This window comes from Streptomyces sp. CBMA123 (genome assembly GCF_014596465.1).
In the GTDB taxonomy this organism is placed as follows: Bacteria; Actinomycetota; Actinomycetes; order Streptomycetales; family Streptomycetaceae; genus Kitasatospora.
Window position 1 is genome coordinate 1 of sequence record NZ_MECK01000014.1, and the last position, 26712, is coordinate 26712.

Consider the following 26712-nt stretch of genomic DNA (forward strand, 5'->3'; position numbering starts at 1 on the left):
CACCACGGCCCCGCGGGCGCACCGCTGACCGTCCGCCCCGGGCGCGGCCGGCCCGGTGGTTCCATCCCCCATCACAGTTCCTGACTCGTCGTTCCGACCCCTCGCGGGCCGGGGCCCCTCGCGGCTCCCGGCCGGGGCACCCGGCGTCACGCCACGGGGCTACCCCGCCACGGAGCTCCCGATCGCGGCGCGGATCGCCCGGCTGATGGCGTCCAGGTTGTCGTCGAGGAAGAAGTGGCCGCCCGGCACGGCGTGCTGGGCGAACGGACCGGTCGTGTGCGCGGCCCAGCCGGCCGCGTCCTCGGGGCGGGCCGAGGCGTCCTCGGTGCCGGCGAAGGCGGTGATCGGCACCGGCACCGGCGGTTCGTCGCCGCAGTCGTACGCGTCCAGCCAGCCGAAGTCGGCCCGGCAGACGGGCAGCACGAGTTCCAGCAGCTCCGGCTCGTCCAGGACGAAGGCGGGCAGGCCGCCACCGCGGACCAGCCGCGCCAGCAACTCCTCGTCGGGCAGGGTGGACAGGCCGTCGAAGATGTCCTCGCCGCGCTGCTGGTCGGGCCGGGGGCAGCCCGAGACGAAGAGGTGGACGGGCAGTTCGGCCCCGGCCCGGCGCAGCCGGCGGACCACCTCGAACGCGAGCAGCGCGCCCATCGAGTGCCCGAACAGCGCGTACGGCCGGTCGGCGGAGGCCGCGACGGCCTCCGCGATCCGCTCCACCTCCACGGCCGCGGGCTCACCGATCCTGCGCTCCCGGCCGGGCAGGGCCAGCGCGGCGACCTCGACATCGGGGCCGAGCGCGGCCGGCCAGCGGGAGTAGACCGCCGTGGCGCCGCCCGCATAGGGGAAGCAGACGAGCCTGACCGGCGCCTCCGGACGCAATTCTCGGGAAACGAACCATTTGTCGGGAGGTATCTGGCCGTTCACGGGCGCCATCCCGGAAGTCCGGCTTTTGGCCCGAGGTCGTCCGGAAAGTCCATGGTCTCCGAAGCGGCCTTTCTGGAAAAGATGCCAGAACCCATTCGATCCGTCCCTGGATCGCCGCTCTGCGGAGGCCGGTTGTGCCGCCTGGTCGGTTCTGCCATCGAGGATGATGAATAGTGTGCCGATCAACCGCTGATGACTGTACCTCAGCTGAGTGAGCACGCTCAATAGTTGACGATCATCGGCCGTCCCACTCTACGACGCCCCCTCCCGAAAGGGCTCCGATTTTCCCGACCCGCCCACCCCGGCGGGGAATCGGTGGCGCAACTCACGCGGAACTCGCATTGACCAATCCAACGCCGTTCGTGCGGACGGGCGTGAGCACGCCGGGCGGCGGCGCGCAGCGGCCCGCGCGCCTGCCCCGCCCGCCTTGGTCAGCCCCTGGTTCGGGGCATCAGCGGCTCAGGGCCTCGGCAGTTCAGGACACAAGGGGTTCAGGACACCAGCGGCCCCTCCGCGATCTCGGTCAGCGTCACGGTGCACAGCCCGCCGCGCTGGGCCTGCACGTCCGTGACCTCCAACTGGGTGCCGGGCAGCAGGATGTACTCCTCCTCCCCGGTGAACGCCGAGAACCGCTGGATCCCCGTGGCGCGCAGCGGCCGTACCTCGAACAGCGTCCGCTTGCCCCGGCTGCCGAGGAAGGACTTCGCCACCCCCAGCTCGGAGGTGCAGGAGGACACGCCCCACCACGTCACCGTCCGCCCCAGCGGGTACTGCTTGCGCAGGTCCAGCGACACCCCGCGCCAGAGCGGCTCCGTCCGCACCGGCAGCCGCGACACCGCCGCGAACAGCAGCCGCAGGTACGGCAGGTAGGGCACCAGCCGGCCGCGGTCCGGCGAGCGCAGCACCGCGTTGATCTCCCGGTAGAACGCGGACTCGCAGGTGTAGAGGTACAGCGCGGCGATCGCGTCCGCGGACAGCCCGGCCGTCGCCCCCTCGTCCGCCCGCCGCCTGCCGAACTCGTGCGACAGGGTGACGTGCCGGTCCAGGCCGCGCAGCAGTTCGGCCACCGGCGCCACGGCCTCCCGGAAGCCCATCAGCGGCGTGTCGAACACCCCGCTGATCGGCGGGAGTTCGAGGCCCTCGTCCTTCACGCCGGCCAGGCGGTCCAGATACAGCTGGTGCAGCTCCATCGTGGAGGCGATGAACGCGCCCATCCGCTCGGCGACACCGCCGTCCGCGCCGCCGCCCGTCGCCGCGTCGGTGTTCCAGCCCTTGCTGGGCAGCCAGTCCACCTCGTCCGCGCCGAGCGAGGCCAGCGCGGCGTTCACCGTGGCGAAGTGCTCGTTGTCGCAGAAGATGTCGCCCTGGGCCGCCGGGTTGGCGTGGTCGATGTGCCGGACCTCGACCTCCGGGTACTTCTTCTCCAGCCGCTGCACCACACTCTTCAGGCTGCGCGCGTGCGCACCCCACCAGGCGAAGACGACGCCCCGGTCCTCCTCCCCCGCCTGCTGCTTGGCCCGCAGGATCTCCTCCACGATCCGCTCGGCCACCGGCCGCCAGAACCCGGTGTGCTGGTCCGGCCCCATCGCCCCGTCGGCGCTGGCCGTGAGCGCCGCGTTCAGCAGCAGCACGCCCTGGGTCAGCATCGCCTGGAACCACTCCGGCGGCTGGACCGTCTCCTCCTTCTTCAGCAGCGCCCGGATGTCCGCGATCGGCGTCTTCTTCGGTATGCCGTACTTCCACATCGCCGCGGCCTTGATGATGCAGCGGATGCTGATCACCCGGCCGAACTGGCTGTCCTTCCAGTCGTGGAAGGCGTTGTCGAACATGGCGATGCCGGTGGCGCTCTCCGGCCGCGGGTACGGGTTCTGGCCGAAGACCACGACCTTCCACTGGTGCGGGGCGTGCGGCTTGAGCGCCTGGAAGGTCAGCTCGCGGACCGGCACGACCTCCGGGTCGCGCCCCGGGCCGATGAACGAGGCCGCGCCGGGCCGCGCCTCGATGACGGGCTTCAGCACCGGCAGCCACGCCTCGCCGCCGCCCTGGAAGAGCTCGGTGAGGGCCAGCGGGTCGTTCGGGTCGGGCTGGGTGGGGGTGGGGGTGTCGGCAGCGCTCATGGTGGTACTCCGGCTGGATCGGCCCACGCGGGGCATCGAATGACGGCCCGTCAGCTCACCGACGGACAGGGACATTCCTAACAGCCGGCGCTGACAGTCCCGCCCGCCCGGCCGGCGGCGGCCGGATTGTCAGTCGGGCCCACTAGCGTCGGTATCGACAGCGGGAAGAGCTCGCCGAGCAAGCCAAGCGACAGGAGTTGCAGCATGACGACGGACCGCGCCCAGTCCCCGCTCCGGGTGGTGCTGACGGACCTCAACGCGACGGTGGTCGAGTCGTGGCGGGCCGCCTTCGCCGACACCCCCGAGATCGAGATCCGGCACGGCTCGATCCTCGCCGAGCAGGTCGACGCCTGGGTCAGCCCGACCAACTCCAAGGGCCGGATGGACGGCGGGACGGACGCCGCGATCAAGCGCCACCTGGGCGCGGGCATCCAGCTGAAGGTGCAGCGGCAGATACGCAACCACTACGCGGGCACCCTGCCGGTGGGCAGCGCGGTCTGCGTGCCCTCCGGCGCGGTCACCCCGAAGTTCCTGATCTCCACGCCCACCATGCAGAGCTCCGCGCAGAACGTGAGCGAGACCCTGAACGTCGCCCTGGCCTGCGCCGCCGCCTTCCAGGCCGTCCACCGGCAGAACCGACTGGCGCCGGGCAGCATCCGCTCGGTCGCACTGGTCGGCATGGGCGCCCAGACCGGCCGGGTGCCGGCCCGGGTCTGCGCCAACCTGATGTGGACGGGCTACACGCTCTTCAACGACCACCACTTCGAGGACGACGACGAGCTGCGCGCCACCATCCTGGCCCAGCTGGACGACATCGAGAAGGCGCCCGCCACCACCCGGGTGCGGATCACGGCACCGGCGGCCCGCAGCCGCTCCGGGCGCTGACCGGAGACCGACCCAGCCCGCCGACCCCGCGCCGCGCCGACTCTCCGGCGTGGCGCGAGGCGTTCCCCATCACGCGGAACCGGAAGCGCCTCCCGATCAGTCAGCTCCGGCAGTCAGCTCCGGCAGCCCACTCCCCCGCGCCACTCCGCCAGTCCACCCCGCCGGTCCGCCCCGCCACTCCACTCCGTCAGTCCACTCCGTCAGTCAGCGACGAGCGCCAGCCGGATCCAGCGCTGCGCCTCCGCGGTGGCCACCGCCACGTCGAAGGCCTCCGGGGCGGCCGCCGCCTGCACCACCAGCCCCTTGAGCAGCCCCACGAAGGCGAACGCGAACGCCTGCGGGTCCACCCCGCCGCGCACCTCCCCCTCGGCCGCGCCCTGACCGACCACGTCCGCCACCCAACCGCGCATGCGGGAGTCCAGCTCGGCCACCGCGGCCGTCAGCCCGGAGGCGCCGGCCAGCGCCTCGGCACCCAGCACCACGAAGGCCCGGCCCAGATCGGTCGGGTTCCGCACGCCGTCGAGCACTCCCCGGGCGAAGCCGTACAGCTCCTCCACCGCCCCGGCACCACTGCGCTCGGGCGCCGCCGCCGCCATCGCCTCGGCGAGGGCCTCCTCCTGGAGCCGGGCGAGCAGCGCGGCCTTGGAGCCGAAGTAGTGGGTGGCCAGGCCCCGGCTGAATCCCGCCTCCTCGCCGACCCGGGCCAGGGTGACCCCGGTGCTGCCGTGCTCGGCGATCAGCCGGGCCGCGGCGGCGAGCAGCGCGGCCTCGGCGTGGGCGCGCCGTTCGGCCTGGGTGCGGCGGGGCTGGGCGTCCGGCGGGGCGGTCGTGCGGGCGGTCAGGTCATCGTGCGTGGGCATGGCACCATGCTAGGGTCGAACTTGCTTGTTGGATAACAAGCAAGTTCGGGGCGGCGGGGCACTCCCCCGACCCCGCCGCCCCCGGCAGAAGGGAAGTCCCGATGACCGCCACGATGCTCGCCGGCCGCCTCGACGTCGCCAAGGGCGCTTTCGCCGTCGAGGAGGTGCCCGTCCCGGTACCCGGCCCGGGCGAGGTGCTGATCAAGGTCGAGGCCGCCGGCGTCTGCCTCTCCGACGTCCACCTGATCGACGGCACCCTCAAGCCGTTCCTCCTCGACGGCGACAAGGTCACCCTCGGCCACGAGGTCGCGGGCACCGTGCACACCCTCGGCGAGGCCGTGACCACCGCCGTCGGCGACCGGGTCCTGCTCCAGGCCGGCGAGACCCGCAACGGCCGGCTGTACACCCGCGGCGTGGACTACGACGGCGGCTGGGCCGAGTACACGCTCGCCACCGCCACCACGCTCGTCCCGATCCCGGACGAACTCCCCTTCGAGCAGGCCTGCTTCATCCCCGACGCGGTCTCCACCCCGTGGGCCGCGATCACCGGCACCGGCGCCGTCCGCCCCGCCGAGGCCGTCGGCGTCTGGGGCGTCGGCGGACTCGGCGCCCACGGCGTCCAGCTGCTGCGCGCCGTCGGCGCCTTCCCCATCGTCGCCGTCGACCCGCTCCCGGCCGCCCGCGACCGCGCCCTCGCCTTCGGCGCCGACGCCGCCCTCGACCCGGCCGACCCCCGGTTCACCGAACAGCTGCGGGCGGCCACCGGCGGCCGCCCGCTCTCCGCCGCCTTCGACTTCGCCGGCGTCGCCCCGGTCCGCCAGCAGGCCATGGCCACCCTCGGCGAACGCGGCCGCCTGGTCCTCGTCGGCCTCACCGACCAGCCACTGACCGTCACCGACGGCACCCGGGTCAGCTACCTGCGCCAACAGATCCTCGGCCACTACGGCTCCGACGGCCAGGACGTCATCGACCTGGTCGCCCTGGTCCGCGGCGGCCGACTGGACTTCGCCCGCTCCGTCAGCGGCACCTTCCCCCTCGCCGACGCCGCCCGCGCCGTCGAGGCCCTGGAGCGCAAGGAGGGCAACCCCATCCGCCTGGTCCTCAAGCCCTGACGGCCGCACCCGCCCCCGCACCTGCCCGACTGAGCCGGGCACGGCACCGGGCCGGCAGCCTCTCCCCGGCTGCCGGCCCACCCACCGCCCCCCGACTCGCGGGCCGGCGGCCCGTCGCGCCCCAACTCCGCCACATCGCAGACGAAATGGCATGCACGCCACTAGCCAACCGTCCAGTAGCGCCCCTACCGTCGACTCCCCGTGGCTTCGACGGAGGAGCTCGCCATGCCCCCACGCACACGCCCGCACCGCCTCCGACACTCCAGCAGATTCCCGAGGGCGGCGGCCGTCGCCCTCGCGGCGGCCCTGTTCGTGACCGCCGCCCTCACCACCCCCACGACCGCGACCGCGTCCCCCGCCGCGGCACCCGACTACTGCGGCGGCCGGTGCACCGACATCCTGCCGCCCGGTGAGAACGGCAACGCGACGCTCGCCGAGATCCTGCTCAACCGGATGTTCGGCAGCCGTCCCGCGCACACCGACGACCAGTTGGGCCCGTACTCCGCGCTCGCCTCCGGCTATCCGGGGCTGACCGAGGCCGGGTTGCGCGGCTTCTTCAACGACGCCTCGTTCGGCGTCCCCGCCGACCAGGTGGCCAGCACCACGACCCCGCGCCCGGACGTGACGATCGTGCGCGACAAGGCCACCGGTGTGCCGCACATCAGCGGCACCACCCGGTACGGCACCGAGTTCGGCGCGGGCTACGCCGCCGCGCAGGACCGGCTGTGGGTGATGGACCTGTTCCGGCACGTCGGCCGGGGCCAGCTGTCCGGCTTCGCGGGCGGCGCGGCCGCCAACCGGCAGCTGGAGCAGAGCTTCTGGCAGGCCGCGCCGTACACCGAGGCCGAGTTGCAGCAGCAGATCGACGCGCTGGCCGCGCGTGGCGGCCGGGCCACCCAGGCGCTGGCGGACGCCAACGCGTACCTGGACGGCATCAACCAGTACGTCTCCGCGGCGTACAACGGCCGGACGTTCCCCGGCGAGTACGACCTCACCGGGCACATCGACCCGATCACCAACGCCGGTTCGATCGAGCCCTTCAAGCTGACCGACCTGGTCGCCCTCGCCTCGGTGGTCGGCGCGCTGTTCGGCTCCGGTGGCGGCGGCGAACTGGCCTCCGCCCAGGTCAAGTCGGCCGCCGAGGCACGGTACGGCAAGGACGCCGGGGACGCGGTGTGGACGTCGCTGCGCGAGGCCGACGACCCGGAGGCGGTCCGGACCCTGCACGACGGGCAGAGCTTCCCGTACGCGACGGTGCCCGACGCCCCGCAGGGCCAGGCAATGCCCGACCCGGGCTCGGTGGTGCCCGAGCGGATGATCTACGACGCCACCGGGTCCGCGAACACCGCGTCAACCGCGGCGAAGGGCGTCCTGCCCGGCAACCTGCTCACCGCCAAGCACGGCATGTCCAACGCCCTGCTGGTCTCCGGCGCCCACACCGACGACGGCCACCCGGTCGCCGTGTTCGGTCCCCAAACCGGCTACTTCGCCCCGCAGTTGCTGATGCTGGAGGAGATCCAGGGCCCCGGGATCAGTGCCCGCGGCGCGGCCTTCGCCGGCCTCAGCTTCTACGTGCAGCTCGGCCGCGGCCAGGACTACGCGTGGAGCGCCACCTCCGCCGGGCAGGACATCACCGACACCTACGCCGTCCCGCTCTGCACCACCGACGGCTCGCCGGTCACCACGGCCGCCAACTCCTATCTCTGGCACGGTCAGTGCCTGCCCTTCGACCGGCTGGAGCGCAAGGACGCGTGGAGCCCGACCACCGCCGACTCCACCCCGGCCGGCTCGTACACCCTGGTGGCGTACCGCTCGAACCACGGGCTGGTGACGGCCCGCGGCACCGTGGGCGGCGCGCCGGTCGCCTTCACCTCGCTGCGCTCCACCTACCGGCACGAGGCCGATTCCATCATCGGCTTCCAGGAGTTGAACGACCCGGGCGCGGTGCACGACGCCCCGAGCTTCCAGCGGGCGGCGCAGGACATCAACTACACCTTCAACTGGTTCTACGCCGACTCCCGCGACATCGCCTACTACAACTCCGGCAGCAACCCGGTCCGCGCTCCCGGGGTCGACGCCGGGCTGCCGGTGCTCGCCCAGCCCGCCTACGAGTGGGCCGACTTCGACCCGGTCACCAACACCGCCCGGTACACCCCGCCGGCCGAGCACCCGCAGTCCGTCAACCAGGACTACTACGTCTCCTGGAACAACAAGCAGGCGGACGGCTTCACCGCGGCCGGCTTCGGCAACGGCTCGGTGCACCGGGCCAACCTGCTGGACGACCGGGTCAAGTCCCTGCTGCGGAACGGCGGAAAGGCGAGCCGGGTCACCCTCACCCAGGCGATGGAGGGCGCCGCTCTGGCCGATCTGCGGGCCGAGGACGTGCTGCCCGACCTGATCCGGGTGCTGCGCAGCGCACCGGTCACCGATCCGGCCGCCGCCACCGCCCTTCAGCAGCTGGAGGCCTGGCTCGCCGACGGCGACCAACGCAAGGAGACCTCGCCGGGCAGCCACAGCTACGCGGACGCGGCCGCGATCCGGGTGATGGACGCCTGGTGGCCGCTGGTCGCCGACGGGGTGATGCGGCCGGGCCTCGGCGACCGGTTGTTCGGCTCGCTGACCGGCGCGCTGCAGATCAACGAGTCCCCGTCCGGCGGCCAGGGCGGGGCGACGGCGGGCGGGCCGGTCAGTGCCAACGAGTCGATCCCGCACAAGGGTTCGGCCTTCCAGTACGGCTGGTGGAGCTACCTGGACAAGGACCTGCGCGCCGTCCTCGGCGACCCGGTCGCCGGCCCGCTGGCCCGTCCCTTCTGCGGCGGGGGCGACCTCACCGCCTGCCGCAACGTCCTGCTGACCACTCTCACCCAAGCCGCCGCCCAGACCCCCGCCCAGGTCTACCCGGGCGACACGGACTGCGCGGCGGGCGACCAGTGGTGCGCCGACACCATCATCCAGCGCCCGTTGGGCGGGGTGACGGACGACAAGACGACCTGGCAGAACCGCCCGACGTACCAGCAGGTGGTGCAGTTCTCCGGCCACCGCTGAGCCGCCACCGACCCGACGAAGCGGCCGCCGGCGCCCCACCCGGGGCACCGGCGGCCGTGGCACGCTCAGCCGACCCGCTTGGTGACCTCCCGCTCCGCCTCCCGCAGGTTGTCCGCCTCGTCCCTGAGCCGCACGCCCGCCAGGTGGTAGGCCTTGGGGCTCTGCGCCGTGGCCATCCGCTCGGAGAGCGCCGCCGCCAGCTCGCCCGCGACCTCCACCAGATCGGCGAGCGAGCCGAACATCACGGCCGCCTCCGCCGCCGGGACCTTGTCCCGCCCGCTGTCCTTCGCCTTCGGCAGGGCGTTCTCCCGCAGCTGCCGCCGCGCCTCGTCGACCGCGTCGACCATCGCCCGAATCCCGCTGTCCATCCCGCTCCCAAGCCGCCGTTCCATTGTCCGTGTTCGGACATCCCCGTCAGTGTGCCCTGTCGGCCAAGATTCAAAAACCCACCCGGTAGCACCCTAAACCGCCCTAGGCTGCTTACATGGCAACCGACGACTCCCTCGCAACCGGCCAGCGCTCGCTCGGCGACCCCACGCTCGACTACCCCCTCTGGCCCCCGCTGACCTCGGGCTGCCCGCGCACCGGCACGGCGGACGTCTCCTACCCGGTCGAGGTCGACTACGCCTACGACAAGGTCGACCCGGCCGCCCTGTTCGCCCCCGTCCGGGCCCGCGGCGGCCTGGAGCGCTGGGCGCCGCTGCTGCCCCCGCTGCTCGCCCCCGGCCTCGGCGAGGGCGCCACCCCGCTGGTCGAGCTCGGGCCGGGCGTGTACGTCAAGGACGAGTCCCGCAATCCGACCTGGAGCCACAAGGACCGGCTGAACCGCTGCACCACCAGCGCCGCCGTCGGCGCCGGCGCGCCCGGCATCGCGGTCGCCTCCTCGGGCAACCACGGCGCCTCGGCGGCCGCCTACGCCGCCCGCGCCGGACTGCCCTGCGTGGTGTTCACCGGCCCGGACACCCCGCCCGCCGTGGACGCCTTCCTGAACGCCTACGGCGCCGTGGTGCTGCCCGTCCCGTGGGAGGCCCGCTGGCCGCTGCTGCGCCAGGTGGTGGAGCGGCTCGGCCTGCACCCGGTCAGCAACCTGACGCCCACCCACACCGGCCACGCGTACGGCCCCGAGGGCTACAAGACCGTCGCGTACGAGATCTTCCAGGACGTCGGCGTGCCGAGCGCGGTGTTCGTCCCGACCGGGTACGGCGAGCTGCTGTTCGGGGTGTGGAAGGGATTCGTCGAGCTGCGCCGGCTGGGCCTCGCCGACCGGGTGCCGCGGATCTTCGCCTGCGAGTCGGCGGCCTCCGGCCCGCTGCACCGTGCGATCGCCGAGGGCCTGCCGGCCGCGCACGTGACGGTCGGCCCGAGCGCGGCCTACTCGATCGCCTCCCCGGTCAGCGGCTACCGGGGCGTGCTGGCGGTGCGCGAGAGCGGCGGTGCGGCGCTCACCCTGGACGACGGTCAACTCGCGGACGCCCAGCGCGAGATGGCCGGCGCCGGGCTGTGGGCCGAGCTGTCCGCGGCGGCCGGACTGGCCGGGCTGCGCAGCCTCGGCGCGCAGGCCCCGGACGACGGCCCGGTGGTCTGCGTCTCCACCTCCAGCGGCTTCAAGGACAAGGGCATGGGCGCCCACCGGACGGCCCCGGCCACTCCGACCTGGGAGGAGGTGGAGCGCCGCCTGCGCGCGGCCGGGATCACCGCCTGACCGAACCGCGCGACCGGCGCCGCAACGCGCTCGGCCAGTACCTGATCGTGGCGGGCTCCTGGGCGGCCGAGGACAACTCCGCCCCCGTACCGGGGCTACACCGTGGTCCGCCCCCGCCGCACCAGCCACCAGGCGAGTGCCGCCGACGCGCCCGCGTTCACAGCTCGACCAGTACCTTCCCCCGGCTCGCCGACCGGTCCAGGTAGAGGCTGCGGTACGCCGCCGGGATGCTGTCGAACCCCCGGTGCACGGTCTGCTGGTAGCTCAGCTCCCCGCTGCGCACCAGGGCGCCGAGGTCCCGCCGCAGCGCCACCCAGTTCTCCTCGGTGAACCACTCCAGCGAGAAGATGCCGCGGATCACGGTGCGCGGGAACATGATCATCGGCAGCAGCCGGGGGCCCACCCACTCGCCGCCGACCTGGCTGCCCCACTGCCAGCAGACCGCCACCCGGCTGTCCACCGCGAGCATCCCGAAGACCAGGTCGGTGAGCGCCCCACCCAGACTGTCGAAGTAGCGGTCGATGCCGTCCGGGGCGAGCCGGGCCAGCTCCTTCGCCAGCAGCTCCGGGTCGTCGCCGTCCCGGTACTCCAGCACCGCGTCGAAGCCCAGCTCCCGCAGCCGGCCGGCCTTCGCCGGGGTCGCCGTGGTGCCGATCACCCGGGCGCCCCGGTGCCGGGCGAGCTGGCCGACCACCGAACCGACGGCGCCGCTGGCCCCGCTGACCAGCACCGTCAGCCCGGGCCGGACATCGAGGAACTTCTCCACCGTCCCCCAGGCCGTCATCCCGGGCCCGCCCAGCACGCCGAGCGCGGTGGTGATCGGCAGCTGCTCGTCGTAGTCCGCGCGGTCCAGCCGCCGGTACGCCGGGAAGACCATCGGGAAGGTGCCGGTCTGCCAGGGCACGGCGGCGCCGTCGCTGATCACATGGCTGCGCCAGCCGCCGAAGCCCTGGACCAGGTCGCCGACCGCGAACCGCGCGGCGGGCCCGGCCCGCACCACCTCCATGATCGAGTCGGCGCCCATGTGGTCGCCGACCGGGGTGTCCAGCGCGATCCCCTGGAGGTACGGGTCCACCGACACGTAGCGCGTGCGCAGCAGCATCTCGTCCTCGGCGAGCCGGACGTCCACCTCCTCCACGACCTTCTCGTACATCCGGTCCACGTCCGGTACGCCGTCCACGTGCGCGCGGACGACCCACTTCTCGATCCGCACCTTCTCGACGGTCGTCAGGGACAGGCTCACGAAGTGACTCCAAACTGCCGGTCGTCGAGCCCGACCGGGTCGGTGATCAGGGTGGGCGGTGGCGCGCTGTCGTCCACCTCGGCGGTGAACCGCCGGCCGTCGTCGCGGCAGATGAACTGGACGACGTGCCGGCCGGCGGCGGCCGCGCGGATCAGGCCGCCGGTGGTCGCCCAGACGCCGGAGAGGTAGAAGTTGGCCAGGCCGGGCAGCCCCGGGCCGTTGCGCTTGATCTCCTCCTCCAGGGTCTCCCCGCTCTCCACGAAGGGCTGCCAGCCGAGCACCGTGCCGTCGTAGTTGCCGGTGTAGCGGACCTGGGTGAGCGGTGTGGAGACGTCCTTGACGGCCACCGCGTCCCGCAGCCCGGGGTGGTGGCCGTCCAGGAACTCGATGACGGCGTCGCGGACCCGGCGCTTCTCCCGCTGGTACTCCCGGCCCCGGCCGACCGGCAGGGTGTGCAGTTCCTCGCCGCGCCGCAGCCGGGGCGCCTGCTCGGGGCCGGTGCTCAGCGCCCGCCAGGGGGCGATGTCGCAGAAGTAGCTGGCGTAGACGACGGTGGTCCCGGCGGGCGACAGCTCGGGGTAGTGCCGGCTGCGGAACTGGATGTTGATGCTGGGGTGCCGGATGCCGGTGAGCCGGGCCGCGAGGTCGTCCTCCAGCAGGTAGGTGGTGCACGGGTCGCCCGCCGGGAAGGGCGTGCGCAGGCCGAGGAAGACGGTCAGGTAGCCGGGGAAGACCATGCCCGGCTCGGTCAGCGTCTGGGTGTAGAGCCGGCGGTAGGTGTCGTTCAGGTAGCGGCCCTTGAGCAGGTCCAGCATCGTGGTGCGGCCGTCGCAGGCGGCCACCACGATGTCCGCGCGCAGCTCGCGCCCGTCGCTCAGCCGCACCCCGACGGCGGTGTCCCGTTCGACCAGGATCTCGGTCACCTTGGCGTTGTAGGTGATCTCGCCGCCGAGCCGCCGGTAGCGCTGCTCGATCGAGCGGGCCAGCCCGAGCGAGCCGCCCTCCGGCACGCCGGCGGACTGCCCGGCGTGCGAGGCGAGTTGGAAGTACGTCGGCAGCACCGGGAAGTTGGGGTGCTGCTCGTACAGCACGAAGTTGAACGCCTCGCGCAGCAGCGGGCTGCGGAACCGGGCCGAGTAGTCGCTCATCAGCACCGAGATCGAGCGCCGGATCACGTTGACGTACGGCAGGAAGGAGGCGAGCATCCGCCAGCGCTCCCACCGGCCCATCAGCCCGACCGGCTTGAGGAACGGGTACCGGGCGAGCGCCAGGCGGAACCGGCGCAGGCCGGCGCAGAACTGCCGGATCTGCCGGGCGTCCTCGGGGGCGAGGTCCAGCAGGTGGGCCTCCAGCCGGTCCGGGTCGGAGTAGAAGTGGACCGCCCGGCCGTCCCGGGTGCGCACCACGTTGAAGACGTCGAAGTTGCGCATCCGCTTGCCCTGCAGTGCGCCGAGTTCCAGCCAGATCCGGTGCATCTCGTTGCCCGGGCCGCTGCCCAGCAGCCAGCTGACGCAGCAGTCGAAGGTGAACTCGCCGCGGTCCCAGGCGGTGCAGCAGCCGCCGGGCAGCTCGTGCATCTCCAGGATCCGGGTGCGGTAGCCGTTCATCTGCGCGTAGCAGCCGGTGGACAGGCCGCCGAGGCCGCCGCCGACGATGATCACGGACTGCCGGGGGCTCATTCGCTCACTCCCAAGGTGGCCGCGTCGAGTTGCGGCAGCCGGCCCCACTTGCCCGGGTGCCAGGGTTCCCTGTCGTCGCTGGGCCAGGCCCGGAACGGCCGGCCGAGTTCCCGGCAGAGGTACTGGGCGGCGTACCGTCCGCTGGTGGCGGCCCGGATCAGGCCGCCGAGCGAGGCCCACTGGCCGGCCATCGAGAAGCCGCTGAGTCCGGGCAGCCGCATCCGGTCCCGGTTGACCAGCCGGTTGGCGGCGTCCTCGGCCTCGGAGAAGGCCTGCCAGGCGAGGATGCTGCCGTAGGTGTTGCCGGTGAACCGTTCGGTGGTCACCGGCGAGGCGACGTCGACCAGTTCGATCCGCGCGCCGATCCCGGGGTGGGTCCGCTCCAGGAACTCCCGGACGAACGAGGCCACGTGCTGCTTGCGCTCCCGGTAGGCCCGGCGGTCGCGGATCCGCAGTTCCTTCCAGGAGCGGTAGTCGCTGAAGTAGGTGCAGTGCAGCACCGACTTGCCGGGCGGCGCGAAGCCCTCCGCGTAGTTCGAGCGCAGTTGCACCACCAGGCTGTGCTGGAGCGAACCGGGCAGCCGGGCGCCGTCCTCGGGTGTCAGCAGGTAGGTGGTGCTGTGCGGTTCGCCGGCCGGCAGCGGGCCGTCCACGCCGACGAAGGCGGAGACCACCGCCGGGTAGAGGTTGCCGGGCTTGTCCAGCAGTTCGCCGTACAGCCGGTCGGTGGCGGGGCTGGAGTACCGGCCGCGCAGCAGCCGGTCGAGCACCGTCGGGCCGTCGCAGGCGGCCACCACGTGGTCGGCGAAGTGCCGGGTGCCGTCGCGCAGTTCGACGCCGATGGCACGTCCGTCCTCGACCAGGATCCGGTCGACCCGGCGGCGGTAGCCGATCACCCCGCCGAGCGAGGTGTACCGCTCCTCCACCGAGCGGGCCAGTCCGAGCGAACCACCCTGCGGGAAGCCCGCGTTGCCGGTGTGGGCGGCCGCCAGGGTGTAGAGGTAGGGCAGCAGCGGGAAGCCGGCCGGCTCCTGGAGGAACATGGTGGGGAAGGCCCGGCGCAGCAGGGGGTCCTGGAGGCGTTCGGCGAAGCGGCTCATCGGGGTGGCCGCGGTGCGCCAGAACAGCCGGAAGGCGGGCAGCACGGCGCGCAGGGTGCGCAGCCGTTCGGCCGTGGTCCGCAGCGGCGGCGGGGTGAGGTCCCAGGGCAGGTCGATGGCGGCGAAGCGGCGCAGGTCCCGGCAGAAGGCCCGGATCGGCGCGGCGTCGCCGGGGGCGAGGTCCAGCAGGTGGGCCTCCAGCCGGTCCGGGTCGGTGTGGAAGGTGACGGCCCGGCCGTGTTCGTCGACGACCCGGTTGAAGGTGTCGAAGTGGGTCACCGACTTGCCGTCCAGGGCGCCGAGTTCGCGCCAGACCTGGTGGGCGCCGGTGCCCTCGGCGGTGCCGATCAGCCAGTCGATGCAGTAGTCGAAGAGGTAGCCCTGCCGGGACCACGCGGTGCAGCAGCCGCCGGGCAGCACGTGCTTCTCGAAGATCCGGGTCTCCAGTCCGCTCATCTGGGCGTAGCAGCCGGTGGCGAGGCCGGCCAGGCCGGCCCCGATCACGATCACCCGGGGCGGGCCGGCGGTGGCCCGCTCCCGGACGGACCAGTCCGGCCCGTGGTCAGCCGCGGCCATCGACGCCGCCTCCGGTCAGCAGGTCGGCCATCGGGAGATCGCCGGCCGGGTCGACAGCCAGGCCGACGACCGGGTCGGCGGCCAGCAGGGCGGCGGCCAGTTCGGCGTTGCGGGCGGCGTACTCGCCGTCCAGCATCTCGGCGTGGCTGCCGTGGCCCGGGTGGACGGCGGTGCCGGTGGTGGAGGCGCCGTGCCAGGAGCCCGGTTCGCCGGCCGTGTGGAGGATGAGCCGCTCCCGCTCGCAGACCACCTCCAACCGGGCCCGGACCGTGCCGGTGTTGGGTGTGCGGCTGCAGAACTCCAGGTAGTCCCGGGCCTGGTGGAGGGTCTCCTGGGCGACGATCCGGGAGCCGGTGTGCCGGTGCAGGTGGTCCCGGAGTTCGCGTTCGAAGACGGCCACGTGCTCCGCGCCCAGGTCGAAGGCGTCCAGGACGCGGTAGGCGTCCACCAGCAGCAGCGCGTCGACGGTGCGGCCGCGCCGTTCCAGCTCCTTGGCCACCTCGAAGGCGAGGTTGCCGCCGAGCGAGTAGCCGAGCAGCAGGTACGGCCCGTCCGGGTGCAGCGCCTCGACCAGGTCGGCGTAGCGGGCGGTCTTGTCCTCGCCGGTCAGGTAGTTGAAGGCGGCGATCCGGTGGCCGGGCAGGTGGGCGGCGAGCTGCCGGTAGACCAGGCCGTGCCCGCCGGCCGGCGGGAAGCAGAACAGCGTGCGCTCCTCGGGCGCCTCGGCGTTGAACCACAGGTGGGGCTGGCCGCCGGCCACCTCGCCGGTGATGATCTGCTCGACGGTGCGGGCCATGCCGTGCAGGGTGGTGACCTTGAACAGCAGGCCGACCGGGATGCCGATGTTGAACTCGGTCTGCAGGTGGTGGATCAGTTCGATCAGTCGGATGGAGCTGCCGCCGAGCTCGAAGAAGTCGTGCTGGAGGCCGACTTCGGCCAGTCCGAGCAGCTTCTGCCAGTGCTCGGCGACCCGCACCTCGTAGAGGGTGACGGGCGGTTCGTGCCGCGCTCCGCCGGTGTCGGCCTCGGGCTCGGGCAGGGCGGCGAGGTCGATCTTGCCGTTCGGGGTGAGCGGCAGGGCGGGGAGTTCGGTGAGGTAGGAGGGGATCATCACGGTGGGCAGGTGTTCGGCGAGGTGGCGGCGCAGTTCGCGGCGGTCCAGTTCGACGCCCTCGGCGGGCACCAGGTAGGCCGCCAGCACCGCCTCGCCGGAGCCGTCCTGGCGGATCGTCACGCAGGCCTCGGCGAGTTCGGGCCGGGCGGTGAGGTGGGCCTCGATCTCGCCCGGTTCGATCCGGTGGCCGCGCACCTTGACCTGGTTGTCGATCCGGCCGAGCAGGTGCGCGGTGCCGGAGGTGTCCCAGTGGCCGAGGTCGCCGGTGCGGTAGAGCCGCCGGGGGGTGCCGTCCAGGTCGAGGCTCCGGAAGCGCCGTTCGGTCTGCTCCGGGTCGTTCGGGTAGCCGGCCGCGACGCCGGCGCCGCCGATCCACAGTTCGCCGGCCACCCCGGCGGGGACGGGCTCGCCGTAGCGGTCCAGCACGTACAGTTCGCTGTTCGGGAAGGGGCGCCCGATCGGGACCATCCGGCCGGGTTCCAGGTCCTCGGCGCCGCCCTCGTAGTAGCTGCTGTCCACGGTGGCCTCGGTCAGGCCGTAGGAGTTGACCAGCCTGGTCGCCGGGCCGCACAGGGCGCGCAGCCGGCGGTGTTCGGCGGCCTTCCAGGAGTCGGAGCCGACGACCAGCAGCCGCAGAAAGTCCAGCCGTTGCCCGGAGCGTTCGCAGTGGGCCAGCAGGGCGCGGGCCACGGCGGGCACGAACTCGCCGCAGTCCACGGCCTCTTCGCGCATCACCCGGTAGAGCCGGGCGGTGTCGAAGAGCAGTTCGCGGTCGACCAGGACGAGGGTGCCGCCGGTGCCGAGTGCCCGGGCGAGGTCGCCGGAGAACACGTCGAAGGCGCTGCCGGCCATCTGGAGGTGCACCCGGGCCTCGGTGTCCAGCCGGTACTCGGCGCGCCAGCCGGCCGTCGCGGCGGCCAGGTTGCGGTGGTCGACCCGGACGGCCTTGGGGCGCCCGGTGGAACCGGAGGTGTGGATCACGTACGCGGGCCGGTCCGGGTCGGCGGGGGGCAGCGGTCCGTTCACCTCGGCGGGGCGGGACAGCTCCTCCAGGGTGACCGGCCGGGCGGGCAGTTCGGCCGGGAGGGGCTGCCGTTCGTCCACCACGACCAGGGCCGCGCCGGCGTCGGCCACCTGGTAGGCCAGCCGGTCGGCCGGGTGGCCGGGGTCGAGCGGCAGGTAGGCGGCGCCGGCCCGCCAGACCGCCAGCAGGGTGGTGATCAGCTCGGGCGACTTGTCCAGGCAGACCGCGACCACCGTGCCCTCGCCGGCCCCGAGTTCACGCAGCCGGGTGGCGGCCCGCCGGGACTGCCGGTCCAGCTCGCCGTAGCTCAGCCGCCGGACGGCGTCCCGCCCGGGGGCGACCACGGCGACGGCCTCCGGGTGCTCGGCGGCGGCCTTGGCGATCAGTTCGGGCAGCGGCACGTCGTGGTCGGTCCGCCGCCCGGCGCCGCTGAACTCGTCCAGGATGCGGCGCCGTTCGGCCTGGTCCAGCATCGGCAGCCGGCCGGCCGGTTCGTCCTCGGCGGCCCGGGTCATGGCGTCCAGCAGGTTGCGGTAGTGCGCGGCCAGGCGCCGGACGGTGCCGGGCTCGAAGAGGTCGGAGTTGTACTTGAGGACGCAGTGGTAGCAGCCGTCCGCGCGGTCCTCGTAGGCGGACAGGGTCAGGTCGAACTGTCCTTCCTCCTCTGGGAGTTCGATGTACTCCAGGCGGTAGCCGAAGCGCTCCACGGCGACCTTGTGGGTGAGCAGGATGAACATCGCCTGGAACACCGCGGAGCGGCTCGGGTCGTGCTGCAGGCCCAGCTGCTCGACCAGCAGCGGGAACGGGTACTCCTGGTTGTCCAGCCCGCCGAGCACGCTCTCCCGCACCCGGGCGATCAGCTCGGTCACGGTCGGTTCGCCGGCCAGGCTGACGTGCAGCGGCAGCGGGTTGACGAAGTAGCCGTAGACCGAGCCGAACTCCTCCTGGGTGCGGCCGGTGACCGGGCTGCCGACCACGATGTCCGGCTGCCCGGACCAGCGGTGCAGCAGCAGGTAGTAGGCGCTGAGCAGCACCATGAACGGGGTGGCGCCGTGCTCCCGCGCCATCTCCTGCACCCGCGCGGTCAGTTCGCCGCCCAGCCGGAAGAACTCGGAGGCCCCGTTGTGGGTCTGCACCGCCGGGCGCGGCTTGTCGGTGGGCAGGGCGAGGACGGGCACCCCGGCGGGCAGGTGGCCGCGCCAGTAGTCGAGCATCCGCTGCGCCTGCGGCCCGGCCAGGAAGCGGTTCTGGTGGTTGAGGAAGTCCAGGTAGCGGGCGGCCACCGGGGGCAGTTCGGGGGTGCGGCCCCGGCGCAGCGCCTGGTAGACCTCGAACAGCTCCTCGATGAAGGTGAAGGTGGAGATCGCGTCCGAGACGATGTGGTGGACGGCCTTCATCAGCACCCAGCGGTCCGGCCCGCGCCGGAACAGCCGCAGCCGTACCAGCGGGTCCTCGGCGAGGTCGTACGGCCGCCGGTACTCGCGGACGATCAGTTCGTGGATCTCCTCCCAGGGGCGGCCCTCGACGTCGAACAGCCCGGTGTCGGCGACGACTTCGGCGCGGATCCGCTGGACGGGGCGGCCCTCCTCGGCGGTGAACGCGGCGCGCAGTCCGGGGTGCCGGGCGACCAGGAAGGCGAAGGCGGCGAACATCAGCTCCGGGTCGAGTTCGGCGCGCACCTCGACGGCGCCGCCGATGTTGTACGCGAAGCCGTCCGGGTGCAGCTGGCGCAGGAACCACAGCGCCTGCTGGTTGTGGGTGAGCGGGTAGCGCGACTCGTCGGTGTGCGGCGCGACCTCGGCCCGCTCGGGGCCGCCCTCGGCGGCGAGCCGCTCGGCCAGTCCCTCGGTGAGCAGCTCGACCAGGTCGGCGACGGTGCCGTTGCTGAGCAGTGCCACCACCGGCAGGGCGACGCCGAGTTCGCCGTGCACCCGGGCGCGCAGCTCCATGGCGAGCAGCGAGTCCAGGCCGTGGGCGCCGAGTCCGGTGTCGGGGGTGATCCGCTCGGTGCCGGTGCGCAGCACGGCGGCGGCGGCCGCGGTGAACCGTTCGGTGACCAGCCGGCGGCGGGTCTGCGGGTCGGCGGCGCGGTAGTCGTCCAGGAAGCCGCCGCGCTCGGCCGGGGCCCGCTCGGCGGCGTTCGCGGCCAGTTCGGCGACCAGCGGCGGCGGCGCGGGGTACCAGGCGAGGAAGGTCGGCCAGTCGACGACGGTGGCGACCAGCAGTTGGGCGCGGTCCTGGCCGAGGACGCGTTCCAGGACGGCGGTGCCGGCCTCCGGCGGGAGCGAGCTCATGCCGCGGGCGTCGCGGTAGTGGGCGACCAGGCCGAGTTCCTCGATCATGCCGGTGGCCCAGGGCCCCCAGTCCAGGCTGAGCGCGGGCAGGCCGGCGGCCCGGCGGTGGTGGGCGAGGGCGTCCAGGAACGCGTTGCCGGCCGCGTAGTTGGTCTGTCCGGCGGTGGTGAGCAGCGAGGCGACGGAGGCGAACAGCACGAAGTGGTCAAGTGGTTCGTCGGCCAGCAGCCGGTGCAGCAGGTGGGCGCCGGCCACCTTGGGGGCGTACCCGGCGTCGAAGGCGGGGCGGTCCATCTGCGCCAGCAGGGTGTCCCTGACCTGTCCGGCGAGGTGGAACACCCCGCGGACCGGCGGGAGCCGGCGCTGCCGGTGCTCGGCGAGCCAGTCGGCCAGGGCAGTCCCGTCGGTGACGTCCACCGCGGCGAGCAGCGGCTCGGCGCCGAGCGCCTCCAGTTCGCGCAGGAAGGCGATCCGCTCGCCGACCGGGGTCGTCGGGTCGACGGTGTGCCACTCGGCGCGCGGCGGCAGGGCGGTGCGGCCGACCAGGACGAGCCGCCGGGCGCCGCGGCGCACCAGGGTACGGCAGAGCAGCCGGCCGAGGGCGCCGAAGCCTCCGGTGACCAGGTAGCTGCCGTCCGGGCGCAGCACCGGCGCCAGCGGCCGGGTGAGGCCCTCGGCGGGGCGCAGCCGGCTGGTGAGCCGGCGGCCCGCCCGCAGGGCGAGTTCCTGTTCCCCGTCCTGGTGGGCGGCGAGTTCGGCGAGCAGGGCCTCGGCCTGTCCGGCGGCCGGGGCGGCGAGGTCCAGGTCGATCAGCCGGCCGCGCTGCGCGACGAGTTCCTGCTGCCAGAGCACCCGGCCGATGCCCCAGGCGGGGGCGCCGAGCGGTTCGACCCGGTCGCCCGGACGGGCCGCCTGGGTGCCCCGGGTGACGATGTGCAGCCGGCCGTCGGGGCGGGCGGCGGGCAGCGCCTGGGCGAGGGTGATCAGCGAGTAGGCGCCGAGGGTGGCGAGCCGGTCGAGCTGGCCGGGGTCGGTGGCGTCGAGGGCGGGCAGGTCGAGGTTCCACAGGTGGGCGACGGTCCGGTAGGACGGGTCCAGGTCGGCGAACAGCCGGCGGAGGTCCTCGACGGAGTCGGGCCGTACGGTGCTCGCCGCGTCGGTATGGGTGTAGGAGGCGCCGGGCCGGACGAGGTGGCCGCGGGCGCCGCGCTCGGCGGCCAGGGCGGCCAGCCGCTCGGCGAGGCCGTCGTCGTCGTCCGCGAACAGCAGCAGGTCGCCGACGGGCTGCTCGGCGGGCCCGGCCGGGGCGTCCTGCCAGCCGAGTTCGGTGAGCCAGCCGTCGATGGTGGCCAGGCCCACCGAGCCGGCCGCCCGGGTGACGTCAGCGGCCTTGAAGCCGGTGATCCGGCCGAGCGGGGTGCCGTCCTCGGCGTACAGGGCGAGGTCGCCGAGGAGTTCGCCGCCGCCGTCCCGGGTGACGGTGGCGTGCGCCCAGAGCGGCTGGTCGCCGATGGCGTCGAGCCGGACTTCCTCGATGGAGACCGGCAGCCGGACGCCGCCGTCCTCGGGCCCGTGCAGCCGGGTGGTGAGCAGGGTCTGGAAGCAGGCGTCGAGCAGGACGGGGTGCAGGTGGTGGCCGGCCGCGTCGGGGCCGAGCCGTTCGGTGGGGCGGATCCGGGCGAGCGCCTCGCCGGGCCCGGCCCACACCTCGGCCATGGCCCGGAAGGCGGGCCCGTAGTCGTAGCCGCGCTCGGCCAGGCGCCGGTAGCAGTCGGGGCCGTCGAGGCGCTGTCCGCGGGCGCGCAGCGCGTCGAGGTCGGAGGCGGGCCCGTGGGAGCGGCGCTGGCCGGTGCGGACCCGGCCGCCGGCGTGCACGACGGGTTCGCCGCCGGCCGGGGTGGCGGCGATGGTGAAGCGGGCGTCTTCGGGGGCGTAGCCGAGCTGGACGGGGACGGGCTCGGTGTCGGAGAGGAACAGCGCCCGGTGCAGTTCGATCTCGGCCAGCACCACCTCGGTGCCGCCGGTCAGCGCCCGGACGGCCTGGGCGGCCATCTCCAGGTACCCGGCGGCGGGGAAGACCGCCCGGCCCTCGATCCGGTGGTCGTCCAGGTAGGGCAGCCGCTCGGGGTCGAGCGTGGTGGTCCAGGTGGGCTGGGCGGCGGCGGTGCGGCGGCCGAGCAGCGGGTGGTCGAGCCGCCCGAGCCGGACCTGCTCGACCGGCTTGGGCTCGACCCAGTACCGTTCGCGCCGCCACGGGTAGCTCGGCAGCGGCACCGGGCGCCCGGCCGGGTGCAGCGCGTCCCAGCTCAACTCGACGCCCAGGGTGTGCAGTTCGGCCAGGGTGCGGGCGATGCGCTCGGGTTCGTCCTGCTGCCGGCGGATCGACGGCAGGGGGTGTGCCCGCTCGGCGCACTCGCGGATCGCGTGCCCGAGCACCGGGTGCGGGCCGACCTCCAGGAACAGCCGGTGCCCGTCCTCGGCGATCCGCTCGACGGCGGCCCGGAAGCGCACCGGGTTGCGGACGTTGCCCCACCAGTAGGCGCCGTCCAGCTCCGGCCCCCGGGCGAGGCCCTCGCGGGCGGTCAGGTAGAGCGGCAGCTTCGTCTGCTGCGGCTTGATCCCGGCCAGGGCGGCGAGCAGTTCGTCCCGGATCGGGTCCATCCGCACGCTGTGGTACGGGACTTCGACGTCCAGGAAGCGGGCGAACACGCCCTGCCGGTCGAGTTCCCCGGCCAGTTCGCGCAGCGCCTCGGTGTCCCCGGCGAGGGTCACCGCGGAGGGGCTGTTGACGGCGCCGAGCGAGACCAGGGCGCGGTACGGGCGGATCCGCCGCTCCGCCTCGGCCTCCGGCAGGCCGACGGCGAGCATCGAGCCCGTCCCGGCCAGCCGCTGCTGGAGCCCGCTGCGGGCGAGCACCACCCGGACGGCGTCGGCCAGGTCGTAGACCCCGGCCTCGTGGAAGGCGGCGACCTCGCCGGTGCTGTGGCCCACCACCGCGTCGGGGCGCACCCCGTGGCTGCGCCAGAGCGCCGAAAGGCCCAGCTGGACGGCGAAGTTGGCGGGCTGGGCGAGCCAGGTCCCGGCCATCCGGGAGTCGGCCTCGTCGCGCCCGAGTTCCGCCAGCAGCGACCAGCCGGCCTGGGCGCGGATCTCCGCGTCCACCGCCCGGACGGCCTCCCGGTAGACCGGCTCGCTCTCGTACAGGCCCCGGCCCATCCCCCACCACTGTGGGCCCATGCCGGTGAACACCCAGGCGAGGCGCCGCTGTCGGCGCTCCCGGGCCCGGCCCTGGACGACCCCGGGGTGGGCGTCGCCGCGTTCCACGGCGGCCAGCGCCTCGGCCAGGTCGGCGGGGCCGGAGTAAACCACCGCGAGCCGCTCGGACAGGTGCTGTCGGCGGTGCGCCAGGGTGTGGCCGAGGTCGGCCGGGCAGGCGCCGTCGGCCAGCTCCTGCCGTACGGCGGCGGCGAGTTCGGGCAGTCCGGCGGCGTCCCGGGTGCTCAGCGGCAGCACCGTGACGGCCGGCCGCGGCGCGGGGGCGACGGGGGCGGGCGGCGGCGGTTCCTCCAGCAGGACGTGGGCGTTGGTGCCGCCGAAGCCGAAGGAGTTGACGCCGGCCCGGGCCGGGCCCTGGTGGTCGGGCCAGTCGACGGCGGCGGTCGGGATGTCGAAGGGCAGCGCGGCCAGGTCGATGGCGGGGTTGGGCCGCTCCAGGTTGAGGTGCGGCGGGATGCGGCGGTGCTTGAGCGCCAGCGCGGTCTTGATCAGCCCGGCGACGCCGGCCGCGGCCTCGGTGTGCCCGATATTGGTCTTCACCGAGCCGACGTAGCAGCGCTCCCCCTCGCGGCGGCCGAGGCCCAGCACCCGGCCGAGCGCGGCCGCCTCGATCGGGTCGCCGACCGGGGTGGAGGTGCCGTGCGCCTCGACGTACTGCAGGCTTCCGGGCAGAACACCCGCCCCGGCGCAGACCCGTTCGATCAGGGTGGCCTGGGCGTCCGCACTGGGGACGGTGATGCCGTTGGTGCGGCCGTCCTGGTTGACGCCGCTGCCGAGGATCACCGCGTGCACCTGGTCCCCGTCGCGCAGCGCGTCGGAGAGCCGTTTGAGCACCACCACGCCGACCCCCTCGGCCCGGACGTAGCCGTCCGCGGCGGCGTCGAAGGCGCGCGAGCGGCCGTCGGCGGAGAGAAAGCCGCCCTTGGTCTCGGCAATCGTGTACTGCGGCGCCATGTGCAGCAACGCGCCGCCAGCCAGAGCGAGTTCGCTCTCGCCGCGGAGCAGGCTCTGACAGGCGAGGTGGACTGCGACCAGCGAGGAGCTGCACGCGGTGTCGATCGAGACGCTGGGGCCGCGGAAGTCGAAGCAGTGCGAGATCCGATTGGAGACCATCGTCATCATGGTGCCGGTGGCGGTGTGCGCGGCGATGGTGGTGAAGTCGAGGTCGGCGAACTGGAGGATCTTCCAGTCCAGGGTGAAGGCGCCCATGTAGACGCCGACGTCCCGCCCGGCCAGTTCGCCGGGGCGCAGCCCGCCGTCCTCCAGCGCCTCCCAGCTCACCTCCAGGAGCTTGCGCTGCTGCGGGTCCATGTGTTCGGCCTCGCGCGGGCTGATCCCGAAGAAGGCCGGGTCGAAGGTGTCGAAGCCGTCGATGTAGCCGCCCCGGCCGCCGATCAGCCGCCCCGGCTTGGCCCGGTCCCGGCTGCCCAGGGTGCCGGTGTCGTACCGGTCGGCGGGCGTGTCGGTGAGACAGTCCCGGCCCTCGATCAGGTTGCGCCAGTAGGTCCGGTGGTCGTTGGCGTGTCCCGGCAGGCGGCAGCCGATGCCGGTGATCGCGATCCGTTCGCAGGGCACGGCGAAGGGCGAGGTCGTCATGGTCCATTCCGAGGGTGGTGGTGGGGGCGGCGCGGGCCCGGGCGGGGGGCGTGGGGGCGGGGACCCGGGCCCGGCGGGTCTCGTCGGGTGGCGGGGACTCGTCGGGTCGGCCGTCGGCCTGGCGGGCCGACCGGGAGGTCAGACGGACTGCTCGGTGGTCTTCGTCCGGCGCCAGGGGTGCAGCAGGGTGGCGCCGAGTTCGCCGGTGGCCGGGAACGCGGTCGGGTCGGTGAGGCCGACGGCTTCCGGGATCCGGCCGGGCCGCCAGGTGAAGCTCCCGAACACGTGGTCCCACAGCGACAGGTCGGAGGCGTAGTGGCCGGCTTCGGCGAGGTCGGTGCTGTGGTGCAGGCGGTGGAGTTCCGGGCCGGCCAGGACGTGACCGAGCCAGCCGATGCGGACGTCGATGTTGGCGTGGACGAAATACCCCTGCGCCATGACGAATATTCCGACCACGAACACAGAATCCGCCGAGAATCCGATCATCGCCAGCAGTAGTTGGACCACAGACTGCGCGAACAGCACGTCCAGGAAATGGTTGACGCCGTTGTTGGCGACGTTCACCTTGGCCGGGACGTGGTGCACGCCGTGCAGCCGCCAGAGCCAGCGGTTGTGGTGCGACCAGCGGTGCACCAGGTAGTCGCCGAGCGAGCCGACCAGCAGGGCGAGCGGGATCTCCACCGCGAACGGCAGCGCCGGACGGCTCGGCCCGAGCGCCTCCACCAGCGCGGACACCAGCCCCTGGGCCAGCCCGCCGCCGAGCATGCTCAGCACGAAGTACGCCCCGTACCAGCGGAGTTCACGCCCGCTCGGGTGCCAGTCGATCCGGTGGGGGATCACCCGCTCCAGCGCCGCCAGGTAGCAGATGACGGCGATCAGCACGAGCGGGGAGACCCGGTCGGGCGCCCAGTGGAAGCGCAGTGTCGCGACGGCAGTGCACAGCACCCCCAGGAGCAGAAGCGGATGGGCGAGCCGGCGTGCGATGGCGGACAGCACGCTCCCCCTTGTTCTTCGCGGACTAACGAATGGAAACGTCAGAGACTCTAGCGGGAGCCGCTGGCGGGGTCGGTCATTCGACGTGTTAACGCCATGAATAACCCGATCGGCGGAAGGTCCGCGCACGAAGTTGACGTATGACCGGTGTGAATGGGGCGCGTTCGGCCGATCTCCGCCGGCCGTCGGGGCGCGGTGCGGGAAACGCTCGGAGGGCTCACCACCCGCGCCCCCGCTCAGGACCTCCGCTACCCGAGCCCGCCCCGGTTCAGGAGCCCGCCAGCTCCGCCAACCGCCGGGCGGCCTGCGGCTCGTGTGGCGCGAGGCGCCCCCGCAGGCCGCGCAGCTCGTGCCCGACCAACGCGGGCAGCGCGGCCACCGGGACGGACTCCAGTGCGGGGCCCAGCAGTTCGACGGCCGCCCGCGGATCGTGCGCGCAGGCATGGCAGTCGGCCGCCCGGACGGTGAACAGCAGGCGGCTGGACGGCAGCTGGGTCGGACCGAGCAGACCGAGCGCGGTCTCGGTGGCAGCCAGCGCCCGCCGGGCCAGCCGGGGATCGTCCACCGCGGCGGCCAGGTCGCGCAACGCGGCGGCCGCGGCGGACTCCACCCGCAGCCGCATCGAGGCGATGGACAGCCACGGGACGTCCGCCTCGTCCCGGGCGCCGATGTGCTCCACGTCCGCCCGGGCCAGGCCGATCTGCCGGACGGTGCCGCGCACGTCCCCGGTCAGGGCCCGGGCGCGGGCCTCGCTGATCCGGCCCATCGCCCCGGCCCACGCCCGCTCGGGGGCGACCTTGTCGATCTCCCGGGCGTAACCGAGCGCGGCCACCGGATCGCCGTCCAGCCGGGCCAGGATGCTCAGGTCGCTGAGCGTGCCCACCTGGGTGGCCTGGTCCCCGGCCAGTTCGGCCCAGGTGAGGGCGCGGTCGAAGCAGGCCATCGCGGTGGCGTTGCGGCCGTCCTGCATCCGCAACGCCCCGGCGGCGTGGGCGTGTTCGGCGGCCAGCCGGGCGAGCGGACGGCGCTGGGCGGCGGGTGCGACGGCCAGCCGGGCGAGCACCACCGCCAGGGTCCGCTCCACGGCGGCGACCAGTCCCGGAAGGGCGCCGGCCTCCCCGGCCCGCAGCTGGGCGGCGAGCAGCCCGGCCAGGGCGTGCGCGGTGGCGGCGTCC

At 73.8% G+C, this 26712-nt stretch carries 13 protein-coding genes and 1 pseudogene; 4 read left to right on the forward strand and 10 right to left on the reverse strand.

The features are described from left to right. Positions 1-159 precede the first annotated feature (159 nt). Positions 160-876 (reverse strand): thioesterase II family protein, encoded by a 717-nt coding sequence (locus BG452_RS03630; protein WP_223241706.1) that lies wholly within the window; start codon positions 874-876, stop codon positions 160-162. A gap of 536 nt (positions 877-1412) precedes the next feature. After that, positions 1413-3038 (reverse strand): ADP-ribosyltransferase domain-containing protein, encoded by a 1626-nt coding sequence (locus BG452_RS03635; protein WP_188302667.1) that lies wholly within the window; start codon positions 3036-3038, stop codon positions 1413-1415. Between the two features lie 204 nt (positions 3039-3242). Between BG452_RS03635 and BG452_RS03640 the strand changes: the two genes are divergently transcribed. Further along, a complete protein-coding gene (locus BG452_RS03640) occupies positions 3243-3923 on the forward strand; it encodes a macro domain-containing protein (protein WP_188302668.1) in 681 nt (226 codons plus the stop codon). A 200-nt stretch (positions 3924-4123) separates the two neighbouring features. Here the strand turns inward: BG452_RS03640 and BG452_RS03645 are convergent, their stop codons facing one another. Further along, positions 4124-4783: a TetR/AcrR family transcriptional regulator gene (locus BG452_RS03645; RefSeq protein ID WP_188302669.1), complete on the reverse strand. Its 660-nt coding sequence runs from the start codon at positions 4781-4783 to the stop codon at positions 4124-4126. 101 nt (positions 4784-4884) lie between these two features. On the opposite strand from BG452_RS03645, the gene BG452_RS03650 reads away from it, so the two are divergent. Both BG452_RS03650 and BG452_RS03655 read left to right on the forward strand, forming a co-directional pair. Then, the gene (locus tag BG452_RS03650; RefSeq protein ID WP_223241707.1) at positions 4885-5895 is read left to right on the forward strand and encodes a zinc-binding dehydrogenase; all 1011 of its coding nucleotides are present in this window, start codon (positions 4885-4887) and stop codon (positions 5893-5895) included. 225 nt (positions 5896-6120) lie between these two features. Next, positions 6121-8940 (forward strand): penicillin acylase family protein, encoded by a 2820-nt coding sequence (locus tag BG452_RS03655; protein ID WP_188302670.1) that lies wholly within the window; start codon positions 6121-6123, stop codon positions 8938-8940. Positions 8941-9005: 65 nt separating this feature from the next. Here BG452_RS03655 and BG452_RS03660 read toward each other — a convergent pair whose 3' ends face one another. After that, entirely contained in the window at positions 9006-9308 is a 303-nt protein-coding gene (locus BG452_RS03660; RefSeq protein ID WP_188302671.1) for a hypothetical protein, read from the reverse strand. A 116-nt stretch (positions 9309-9424) separates the two neighbouring features. Between BG452_RS03660 and BG452_RS03665 the strand changes: the two genes are divergently transcribed. Continuing rightward, positions 9425-10642: a pyridoxal-phosphate dependent enzyme gene (locus tag BG452_RS03665; RefSeq protein ID WP_188302672.1), complete on the forward strand. Its 1218-nt coding sequence runs from the start codon at positions 9425-9427 to the stop codon at positions 10640-10642. Positions 10643-10799: 157 nt separating this feature from the next. On the opposite strand, the gene BG452_RS03670 is transcribed toward BG452_RS03665, so the two are convergent. The 6 genes and pseudogenes from BG452_RS03670 to BG452_RS45260 all read right to left on the reverse strand — a co-directional run. After that, entirely contained in the window at positions 10800-11855 is a 1056-nt protein-coding gene (locus BG452_RS03670; RefSeq protein WP_188302678.1) for a zinc-binding dehydrogenase, read from the reverse strand. A 26-nt stretch (positions 11856-11881) separates the two neighbouring features. Further along, on the reverse strand, positions 11882-13564 hold the full coding sequence (locus tag BG452_RS03675) for a phytoene desaturase family protein (RefSeq protein ID WP_188302673.1): 1683 nt from the start codon (positions 13562-13564) through the stop codon (positions 11882-11884). Beyond that, on the reverse strand, positions 13561-15240 hold the full coding sequence (locus tag BG452_RS03680) for a phytoene desaturase family protein (protein ID WP_188302674.1): 1680 nt from the start codon (positions 15238-15240) through the stop codon (positions 13561-13563). Before BG452_RS03680 ends, BG452_RS03675 begins: the two co-directional genes overlap by 4 nt. After that, the gene (locus tag BG452_RS03685; protein WP_188302675.1) at positions 15227-24544 is read right to left on the reverse strand and encodes a hybrid non-ribosomal peptide synthetase/type I polyketide synthase; all 9318 of its coding nucleotides are present in this window, start codon (positions 24542-24544) and stop codon (positions 15227-15229) included. Before BG452_RS03685 ends, BG452_RS03680 begins: the two co-directional genes overlap by 14 nt. Positions 24545-24682: 138 nt before the next feature. Further along, a complete protein-coding gene (locus tag BG452_RS03690) occupies positions 24683-25540 on the reverse strand; it encodes a sterol desaturase family protein (RefSeq protein WP_317620886.1) in 858 nt (285 codons plus the stop codon). A 265-nt stretch (positions 25541-25805) separates the two neighbouring features. Further along, positions 25806-26712: pseudogene (locus tag BG452_RS45260) on the reverse strand (XRE family transcriptional regulator); the annotation flags it as partial.